General features: G+C 72.5%; 9 protein-coding genes. 3 read left to right on the top strand and 6 right to left on the bottom strand.

Annotated elements, in window-relative coordinates; all coding sequences use genetic code 11:
- Nucleotides 1–410 precede the first annotated feature (410 nt).
- Nucleotides 411–1,862, bottom strand: coding sequence for an MFS transporter (locus FXF52_RS39030; RefSeq protein ID WP_370518088.1), 1,452 nt, complete (start codon nucleotides 1,860–1,862; stop codon nucleotides 411–413).
- A gap of 71 nt (nucleotides 1,863–1,933) precedes the next feature.
- The gene (locus FXF52_RS39025; protein WP_148804688.1) at nucleotides 1,934–2,170 is read right to left on the bottom strand and encodes a hypothetical protein; all 237 of its coding nucleotides are present in this window, start codon (nucleotides 2,168–2,170) and stop codon (nucleotides 1,934–1,936) included.
- 147 nt (nucleotides 2,171–2,317) lie between these two features.
- Between FXF52_RS39025 and FXF52_RS39020 the strand changes: the two genes are divergently transcribed.
- Entirely contained in the window at nucleotides 2,318–3,496 is a 1,179-nt protein-coding gene (locus FXF52_RS39020; RefSeq protein ID WP_148804687.1) for a geranylgeranyl reductase family protein, read from the top strand.
- Here FXF52_RS39020 and FXF52_RS39015 read toward each other — a convergent pair.
- Entirely contained in the window at nucleotides 3,483–4,517 is a 1,035-nt protein-coding gene (locus FXF52_RS39015; RefSeq protein ID WP_148804686.1) for an NAD(P)-dependent alcohol dehydrogenase, read from the bottom strand. The genes FXF52_RS39020 and FXF52_RS39015 overlap by 14 nt on opposite strands.
- Nucleotides 4,518–4,615: 98 nt before the next feature.
- Between FXF52_RS39015 and FXF52_RS39010 the strand changes: the two genes are divergently transcribed.
- Nucleotides 4,616–4,804, top strand: coding sequence for a hypothetical protein (locus tag FXF52_RS39010; RefSeq protein ID WP_255472847.1), 189 nt, complete (start codon nucleotides 4,616–4,618; stop codon nucleotides 4,802–4,804).
- Between the two features lie 60 nt (nucleotides 4,805–4,864).
- On the opposite strand, the gene FXF52_RS39005 is transcribed toward FXF52_RS39010, so the two are convergent.
- Nucleotides 4,865–6,661 carry a bifunctional UDP-sugar hydrolase/5'-nucleotidase gene (locus FXF52_RS39005; RefSeq protein ID WP_148804685.1) on the bottom strand — a complete coding sequence of 599 codons (1,797 nt, stop codon included), beginning with the start codon at nucleotides 6,659–6,661 and terminating at the stop codon, nucleotides 4,865–4,867.
- Nucleotides 6,662–6,880: 219 nt separating this feature from the next.
- Here FXF52_RS39005 and FXF52_RS39000 point away from each other — a divergent pair, with 219 nt between their 5' ends.
- The gene (locus FXF52_RS39000; protein WP_148804684.1) at nucleotides 6,881–7,783 is read left to right on the top strand and encodes an SDR family oxidoreductase; all 903 of its coding nucleotides are present in this window, start codon (nucleotides 6,881–6,883) and stop codon (nucleotides 7,781–7,783) included.
- Nucleotides 7,784–7,817: 34 nt separating this feature from the next.
- Here the strand turns inward: FXF52_RS39000 and FXF52_RS38995 are convergent, their stop codons facing one another.
- Together FXF52_RS38995 and FXF52_RS38990 are read right to left on the bottom strand one after the other, a co-directional pair.
- Entirely contained in the window at nucleotides 7,818–8,471 is a 654-nt protein-coding gene (locus FXF52_RS38995) for a nucleotidyl transferase AbiEii/AbiGii toxin family protein (protein WP_148804683.1), read from the bottom strand.
- A complete protein-coding gene (locus tag FXF52_RS38990) occupies nucleotides 8,468–8,794 on the bottom strand; it encodes a hypothetical protein (protein WP_148804682.1) in 327 nt (108 codons plus the stop codon). The genes FXF52_RS38995 and FXF52_RS38990 overlap by 4 nt, the downstream gene beginning before the upstream one ends.
- Nucleotides 8,795–9,584 lie beyond the last annotated feature (790 nt).

Genomic DNA, 9,584 nt, shown 5'->3' with positions numbered 1-9,584 from the left:
AAGGGTCTGAAGCAGGTCGACGGCTGGCAGGACATGCCGCTGACGAAGGCGGCGCAGACGGTGCAGGTGTCGGCCTACCCGGACGCCTACGCCCAGTGGGAGCAGCAGGCCGCTGACCTGGTCGCCCAGTACTGGAACAGCTGACCCAACAGCTGAGCACAACCGAACACCATGAACACACCGCTGGCCGGCACCCCTACCAAGGGGTGCCGGCCAGCGCCATCTCCAGAGAACGCCGCCGCCCCAGAGCGCCGTCTCCAGAGATCTTGGACAGCGCCGCGGCGGTCGTACCGGAGGGTGGCGACACCGGCGGTTGCCAGCACGGCGTCGAGGTCCCGCTGGATGCCCAGCCGCAGCTGCGATCCGCCGCCCTGACGGGGACCGGCCGGGGAGCCGACGCCCGATCCGGGTCAGGAGGTTTCCCGGGGCCGGGGGTGACCTGCGGCGATGTCGACCACGGCGGCGATCAGCGCCAGCACGACGATCCCGGCGGCCAGCAGCAGCGAGTGCCGGAACGCGGTCGACCAGTCGCCCCGGGTGCTGCCCAGCACCGAGAAGAACAGCGCGCCCACCCCCGCGATGCCGGCGGCCGAGCCGATCCGCTGACCGGTCTGGAGCATGCCTGCCCCGCTGCCGGCCTGCGGCACCGGCACCTCGGACAGCGCCAGCGTCTGGTTCGGCGCGATGACCAGGCCGCTGCCCAGCCCGGCCAGCAGGAACGGCACCGCGGTCAGCAGCGGCACCGAGACGTGCGGGGAGCCGCGCAGCACCCAGACGACCGCGCCGAGGCCGATCACCACCACCAGCAGGCCGATGGCGACCAGTGGCCGGCCGAACCGGGTGACCACCCGACCGCCCAGCGCCGACGCCGCCGCCGAGCCGAGCGCGAACGGGGTGATCGCCAGCCCGGCGGCGAGGGCCGAGTAGCCGAGCCCGATCTGCAGGTACAGGGTGAAGATGAAGAAGATCGCGGTGAACCCGGCGAAGTAGAGCAGGCCGATCAGGGTTCCCAGGGTGTACGAGCGCAGCCCGAACAGCCGCAGGTCGAACAGGGGCTGCCGGTGGCGGGCGTACCACCGCTCCCACACGCCGAAGGCGACCAGGAAGACCAGCCCGGCCGGGATGAGCAGCCACTTCGCCGCCCCCGGCCACTGCTGTCGCTGCACCAGCGGGAGCAGCACCAGGGTCACCCCGACCCCGAGCAGCAGCACGCCGATCGGGTCGAGCCGATGCCGGTCCTGCGCCCCGGTCGGGCGGGCCGGCATGAGCCGCCAGCCGAGCAGCACGGCGAGGATGCCGACCGGGACGTTCACGAAGAACACCCACCGCCAGCCGTGCTGCTCGCCACCGAGTTGGATGAGCAGCCCACCGAGCAGCGGGCCGACGGCGGTGGAGATGCCGATGGTGGCGCCCAGCAGCCCGAACGCGCGGCCCCGCTCGGCGCCCCGGAACAGCTGCTGGATCAGGCCGCTCACCTGCGGGTTGACCACCCCGGCGGCGGCGCCCTGGACGAGCCGGGCGATGATCAGCCACTCGGGGGAGCGGGCCAGCCCGGCCAGCGCGCTGGTCACCGTGAACAGCGCCACCCCGACCACGAATCCGGTACGCCGGCCGCGGGCGTCACCGAAGCGCCCCGCCGGCACCAGCACCAGGCCGAAGGTGAGGGCGTACCCGGACAGCACCCACTGCAAATCGCTGGGCGTCGCCCGCAGGGCCCGGTCGATCGACGGTACGGCGACGTTGACGATGCTGACGTCCAGCAGCGTCATGAACGCGGCGACCAGGCCGACCCCGAGCGCCTGCCAGCGGCGCCGGTTGTCGTACCCGGTCTCCGTCGGCGCCGACGGCCGATCCGCGCTCATCGTGCCCCCCGAAGACCGTCGATCACGCATCCCCGATGGCTACCCGGTCCCCCAAAGGGGCAAACGACGCATCAGGCCAGCTGGCGCGCGCACCACCGCGGGCCGAAGTCCAGCCCCGCCATCGGGGAGTCCTCGCGGTGCAGCAGGCCCCGCTCGGTGAGCAGGTGCAATGGCTCGCGCAGCTCCTCCTCGGTCATCCCGGCTTCCTCCGCGATCGTGTCAGGGTAGGGGACGTGACCCCGCACCTCCAGCGCGGTCACCGCCTGGTACACCCGCTCCTCGACCTCAGACAGCTGTACCCGCTGCATCGCTTCCCTCCTCGGTGACCCGCCCGACCGGCGGGCGGTCTGCGCCCGGCGGTTACCCGGCCGGCGTCCGATGATGCCCACCCGATCGGGCGGTCGCACCGGGCGAGTGACCGGCGTTTCCGCCGGCCAGTGCCCTAGGCTGCACCAGTGATCATCTGGGATCTCGTCGTCGTCGGCGGCGGCCCCGCCGGGCTCTCCGCCGCCCATGCCGCGGCCCGTGCCGGCGTCCGCACGCTGGTGCTGGAGCGCGCCACCCATCCCCGCTACAAGACCTGTGGCGGCGGGCTGATCGCCACCTCGCTGGCCGAGGTGGCCGACCGGATCGACGTGCCGGTCCACGACCGGGTCGACCGGGTGACGTTCACCCGGGACGGGCGACGCGGCTTCACCCGCCGGCACACCGGACCGCTGGTGAGCATGGTGCGCCGGGAGGAGTTCGACGACCGGCTGCGCGCCGCCGCGGTCGCCACCGGGGCCGAGGTCCGCGAGGGCGTCGCGGTCCGCGCCGTCGAGCAGGACCCCGACGAGGTACGCCTGCGGCTGGCCGACGGCGACACCGTGCATGCCCGCGCCGTGATCGGCGCCGATGGCTCCTCCGGCGTCACCGCCCGTCACGTCGGGGTGGCCTACCGCCAGGTGGACCTGGGGCTGGAGCTGGAGCTGCCTGTGCCACCCGCCGAGCAGCAACGCTGGCGGGGCCGGCTGCTGATCGACTGGGGGCCGGTCCCCGGGTCGTACGCCTGGGTCTTCCCCAAGGGTGACCGGCTCACCGTCGGCGTCATCTCGGCCCGGGGCGAGGGGGAGCGGACCCGGGCCTACCTGCGCGACTTCGTGGCGCGGCTGGGCCTGTCCGAGGTGACCCCGAAGCACGACTCCGGCCACCTGACCCGCTGCCGGGCGGCGGACTCGCCGTTGCGCCGCGGCCGGGTGCTGGTCGCCGGCGACGCGGCCGGCCTGCTGGAACCGTGGAGCCGGGAGGGCATCAGCTTCGCCCTGCGCTCCGGGCGGCTGTCCGGCGCGGCGGTGGCCGGCGGCGACCCGGACGCCTACGAGCGGGACGTACGCCGGGAACTGCTGCCCGCCATGCGGGCCGGGCACCGGCTGCTGGAGGTCTTCGAGCGCCGGCCCGACGTGTTCCACGCGATGCTGGCCACCCCGCCCGGCTGGCGGATGTTCGTCCGGTTCTGCCAGGGCGAGGCCAGCTTCGACCGGACCCTGGACCGCCGCCCGGTCCGGGCGGGTCCCGCCCTGCTGGACCGGCTCCCGCCAATGCGGCGAACCGGGTCAACCGACCAAACTCGTGAGCGGCCGATCAGGGCACGATGACCGCCAGCCCGTGGATCTCCCCCCGGCGCAGCTGCTCGTACGCCTCCGGCGCCCGGTCGAGGGGGAAGGTCTGCACGTCCGCGTGCAGCTGCCCCTGCCGGGCCAGTGCGATCACCTCCTGCAGCTCCGCCCGGGTCCCCCAGAACGGCACCATGACGCCGGTCTCCAGCGGGACGGCCGGCGGCTCGTCGGCGACCGGCCGGACCGGCAGCGTGCCGCCGGCGAGGCCGACCAGCAGCAGCTGGCCGCCGGTGGCGACCACCTGCCGCGCGGTGCTGAGGGTCGGGTCGGCCCCCACGAAGTCGAGCACCACGTCCGCGCCGTCCGGTGGGGCGCCCACCAGCGCCCGGATCCGGTCCACGCTGTCCGGCCCGGCCTGCACCACCTCGTGCGCGCCCAGCCGGGTCGCCAGGTCCAGCGCCGCCAGGCTGGTGTCCACCGCGATGATCCGCACCGCGGTCGTGGCCGCCAGGATCTGCAGTGCCATGTGGCCCAGCCCGCCGATGCCGATCACCACGCAGGAGGTTCCCGGGCGCAGCTTCGGCCGGGCCAGCTCGACGGCGTGGTACGGGGTCAGCCCGGCGTCGGTCAGCGGCGCCGCCTGGGTCAGGTCCATGTCGCCGATGTGCAGCAGGCGGGAGGCGGGCACCACCACGTACTCGGCGAGGCCGCCGTCGCGGCTGAGCCCGATGCCGCCGACCGGGACGACCCGGCACTGGTCCTCCAGGCCGCGCAGGCAGGCGCGGCAGCGGCCGCAGCCGATGATCCCGTAGACCGCCGTCCGGTCCCCGGGCGACCAGCCGGCCACCCCGGAGCCGACCTGGTCCACCGTGCCGGCGATCTCGTGGCCGAGCGTCATCGGGGTGGGAAACATGCCCGGCGGCGCGTCGAGGATGTGCAGGTCCGAGTGGCAGGCGCCGACCGCGCCGACGCGCAGCAGCACCTCTCCCGGGCCGGCCGTCGGGGTCGGCACCTCCACCTGCTCCAGCACTCCGGGTGAGATCAGCTGTACTGCCCGCATCCTCGTTCTCCACCCTCGTCGCCGACGGTCGTCGCGCCGGCTTACCCGACGGGCACGGGTTGATGCCGGCAGTGGCCGGACGGGCGCACAATGCCCTCATGAGCGAGCCGACCGAGTCGTTCACCGACGAGGAGTACGCGTTCCTGCGGCACGTACGCTTCGGCGAACTGCCGCCTGCGGTCCGCCCCGAGGACCGGGTGGAACTGACCGAGACCGAAGCCCGCCGGGACCGGCCCGAGCCGACCGGTGGCCCCGAGGAGTGGGCCCTGCGGAACAGTCCGGGCTGAGCCCGGAAACGGCCGACGGGCCGCGGGGGCGCACCCCACGGCCTGTCGAACCGGTACGGATCAGAAGACCGGCACGCCCTCGCGGACCAGCTTCCAGTTCGGCACGAAGAAGTGGGCCGGGTTGATGGCGCCCTTGGCCTGCGCCCAGTCGATGAGCAACTGGCGGATCTCCTGCTGCTCGTTGTAGACCTGGGTCTTCACGATGCCGGGGAAGTTGCCGCCACCGCTGCGCCGGTAGTTGTTCACCGCGATGACGAACTGGGCATCCGCGGCGACCGGGGTGTCGGTGCCCGGCAGGACCAGGCGGGTGATCCGCTGGCCGACCGGCTTCGAGATGTCGATGTCGTAGTCGACACCGGAGATCACGTCGTAGTTGTAGTCCGGAACGGCCGGGTCGCTGATGGTGTCCGGGTTGACGGCCGCCCCGACCGGCAGCGTCACGAAGTACTTCGCCGAGTACTCCAGGTACGCCTTCACCTCGGCGCCGGTCAGCACGACCGCCTCGAGGGTGTTGTCGTACACGTAGAGGCCGGCGACGTCGCGGATCCGCACGTCACCCTGCGGGAAGATGGCGGTACGGCTGAACGGAGCCGCGATCGACAGCACCGGCAGGCCCGCGTACGCGGTGCCGGCCAGGGCCGCGGTGACCACCTCGGTCTGGACCTGGTTGATGAAGTCCAGGATCGGGGTGTCCTTGTACCGCGACTCGGCGGCGGAGAGCTCCTCCGTGGACTGCGCGACCACCTGGTTGACGTAGCCGACCGTCGTGTCGTGCTGGCCGCGGACGGCCGCGAGCACCGCCGGGTCCTCGACCACGGTGTTGGTGTTCAGCATGGTGGAGCCCTTGCTGACGACCTTCCAGCGGCCCTTCTCCCGGGTCAGGGTGAAGTCCATCCGGGTGAGGCGCTGGCCCCACTTCGACGGCTCCGAGGTCAGCACCTGCTCACCGGTCTGGGTGTTGGTGACGAACTTCTCCGGCACCTCGTTGTGCGCGTGGCCGAAGAGGATCGCGTCGATCCCCGGCACCTGCTCGGCGATCAGCGCCACCGGGTTCTCGTTCGGCAGCTCCGGGCCGTAGCTGGAGGTGCCGCTGTCGCCGCCGTGCGCCGAGATGATGACCAGGTCGGCGCCGCGCTCCCGCATGATCGGCACCCACTTGGCGGCAGTGGCGATCATGTCGGCGAAGACCAGCTTGCCCTCGACGTTGGCCTTGTCCCAGATGGCCACGCCGGGGTTGGTCAGGCCGAGGATGCCGACCTTCAGCGTCGGCGCGCCGAGCCCGCCGAGGTCGACCTCCTTGATCACGTACGGCAGGAAGGCCGGCTTGCCGGTCTTCTCGTTGATCGCGTTGGCGGCCAGCGCCGGGAAGCCGAGCTGGTCGATCCACATGGCCAGCAGCGGCAGGCCGTAGTTGAACTCGTGGTTGCCCAGCGTGACGGCGTCGTACTTCAGCACGTTCATCGCGTTGGCCATCGGGTGCGTCTCACCGGTGGCGGTGATCGGCGCCTGCTTGGCGTAGTAGGTGGCCAGCGGAGTGCCCTGGATGGTGTCACCGGCGTCCAGCACCAGGGTCGCCTTGCCCTTGCGCTCCGCGCGGATCTGGTTGACCAGGGTGGCCAGCTTCGCGACGCCGACGTCGTTGTGCTTGCTGTCGTCGTACTCGGCGTCCTTGTAGTAGTCCCAGTTGTAGACGTTGCCGTGGGTGTCCGAGGTGCCCAGGATCGTCAGGTCCCAGGTCTTCGCCGCCTTCGCGGGCGCGGCGGCCCGGGCGGGCGCGCCGGCGAGCAGTGGGGCGGTCGCGGCAGCGGCCGCGACGGCCAGCACCTGGCGGCGCGAAGCACCGGAGGAGGAGGTCATGAGGTGCCTTTCCATGGGGGTGACGCGCCTCGTGGGCGCCGTTGCGCACCATAACGACCGGCTGTCCCCTGCGCCACATCGCCCCGCCCTGTTTCATCTCACCCGCGCCGGACGTCGCCTGGCGGTGACACCGGGTTCACCCGAACGTCGTTTCCGCCTCCCCGCCCGGGGTAGGGCGGAACTGGACCGGACGGGATGAAGCGGCACGAGGAGCAGCCGGTGAGCGAGGACCAGTACACCCAGCAGAACCCCACCCGGCAGTACGGCCAGCAGCAGGGACAGCCCACGCAGCAGCAGTCCCCGCCGGGTTCCGAGCAGCGGATGGGGCCGAAGCCCGACCACGGCGAGGAGTCCTACCGGGGCAGCGGCCGGCTTGTCGGCAAGCGCGCGGTCGTCACCGGAGGCGACTCCGGCATCGGCCGGGCCGTCGCCATCGCGTACGCCCGGGAGGGCGCCGACGTGCTCATCTCGTACCTCGGCGAGCAGGAGGAGGCCGACGCCCGGGAGACCGTCCGGCTGGTCGAGTCGGCCGGCCGCAAGGGTGTCGCGGTGCGTACCGACCTCACCGACGAGAGCCACTGCCAGCAGTTGATCGACCGGGCGCTGGCCGACCTCGGCGGCATCGACATCCTGGTCAACAACGCGGCCTTCCAGATGGCCCAGGACAAGGGCCTCGCCGGGATCACCACCGAGCAGTTCGACCGGGTGTTCAAGACCAACGTGTACGCCATGTTCTGGCTGTGCCGGATGGCCGTGCCGCACCTGCCCGAGGGGTCGGCGATCATCAACACCTCCTCGATCCAGGCCTTCAACCCGTCGCCGCAACTGCTCGACTACGCCACCACCAAGGCGGCGATCGCGAACTTCACCAAGGCGCTCGCGCTGGACCTGGCCGACCAGGGGATCCGGGTCAACGCCGTCGCGCCCGGCCCGGTCTGGACGCCGCTGATCCCGGCCACCATGCCACCGGAGAAGGTGCGGCAGTTCGGCACCGACACTCCGATGGGCCGCCCCGGCCAGCCGGCCGAGCTCGCCCCGGCATACGTCTTCTTCGCCTCGCAGGAGTCCAGCTACGTGACGGGAGAGATCCTCGGGGTCACCGGCGGCAAGCTCACCCGGTGACGATGCGGCCGGGTGGCCGCCTGCGCCCGTTGGGTCAGCGGGGCCAGGCGGCCATCCGGCGGCGCACCTCGGCCACCTGGTCGGCGTCCAGCCCGTAGCGGGCGAAGCGCCGGTCCGGCACCCCGTCCAGATAGCGGCCCGCCGCCCGGACGTCCTCGAGGTCCAGCGCCGGGTCCACCTGTCGGGCCAGCTCCAGCAGCTCCGCCACGCCGTACCGGTCCAGCGCGGCGGCGACGTCGATGTAGTCGCGTACCTCCCGGCGGTTGACCAGCGCGGCGGTCTTGTTGGCGATCAGGTCGCGGACGTCCATCACCGGGCCCAGGTCCATCACCACCGGGCTGCGGTACCGGTCCAACCGGGCCAGGCTGAGCCGGATCTGGCGGCCGTCCCGGCTCACCACGAAGTCCCGCAGGTCCCGGTCGAAGCCGTCGAAGAGGTCCGCCAGCTCGCTGCCCGGATCCGCGTCGACCACCTGGAAGCCGGCCCGCTCCAGCGCGGCCCGCACCCCGGCCGCCGCCGCCGCGGCGGCGCCCTCCACGTCCGCGAACAGGTCCACGTCCTCCGTCGGGCGAGTGACCAGGCCGTGCGCCGCCCACGCCACCCCGCCGCCGAGCACGAACCGGTGCGGGCCGGCGGCGGCGAGGGCCACCCGGGCCACCTCCCGGTAGAAGTCGTGCAGATGGCTCACGCGGTACGCAGATCCCGGTGCCGGCTCTCCCAGGCCAGGCGGACGCCCCGGGGCAGGTTCAACCGCCGCCACACCCGCCGCAACGTCCGCCCGTCGATCAGCTCACGCAGGTCGTCCACCCGGCTGGTCTCGCGCAGCACGTTCTCGTACATCCAGAGCAGGTCGTCCGGCTCGCCGAGGTCGAAGGCACGCTCGGTGCTCCACATCAGGCGGACCGGCAGCTCGACGATGCCGCGGGTGGGCCCGGTGAGCTCGGCGAGGGTACGCGCCACCACGGCGGGACGCCCGGGGCGGGCGAGGTACGCGCTGGTGGTGACCGACATGCTGTCAGGGTAACTCCTGTCTCCGGTTTTCCCGCTGTTCGTTCTGGGCTGCGGTTGGGCGCCCTGGTGCTGTTGGGGGGTGTGGCCTGCCTGATCGGTCGCGATCTGGGGCCCGCCTGATCGGTTGCGGTCTGGGGTGTGGCCCGCCGTACCCGGCTCCGGGCGGTCAGGCTTGATCCCTGCGCCGGTCACGGCGGGCCACACCCGCGTCGTGGTGGGCCGTCGTCCGGATGTGCGGCCTGCGCCGTTCGCGCCTGCGGTACGTCTTGCCATGCGTCGGTGCGGTGGTTGACGCCAGGTCGGGGATGGGGGGGTCGGCGGGTGTCGGATACCGCCGTTTAGGCGACCTGGAGTGGATCAGCGGAGGTTCGTGGTCGCCTGTCCGGGTGTTCTGGCAGGTGATGTCCGGTTTGCGCGTGACCGGCGGCATTCTGGGCCCCGGAATGGCGGGCGGTCGGGGGTCGTTGAACACGGGTGCACGGCCGAGGAAGGCCCCGTGAGGTGCGGGCCGCCGGGGTCGCCCCACGGAGATCTGGGGCGCCGGCGCAGGCCCGGAATGATGGTGGGCCGCCGGTCGTTGCACATGTGCCACGCGATCGAGGCACCCCGGTAAGCCGGGGTGGCCGGCCCGGAATGATGTGGGGCCGTCGGTCGTTGGATATGGTCCCGGCGCCGCGAAGAGGCAACCCCCCTCGCCCCGCGAGTCGCTGGCTTGAAGACTTTCCCCTTGCTTTGAGCGCCTGACGGTGCTTGCGTGCCCTGCCCACCCCCATGGGCGGTGTGTGCGCCG

Source organism: Micromonospora sp. MP36, from assembly GCF_008119785.1.
Lineage (GTDB): Bacteria > Actinomycetota > Actinomycetes > Mycobacteriales > Micromonosporaceae > Micromonospora.
This window is presented reverse-complemented; position numbering and strand designations above follow the sequence as displayed.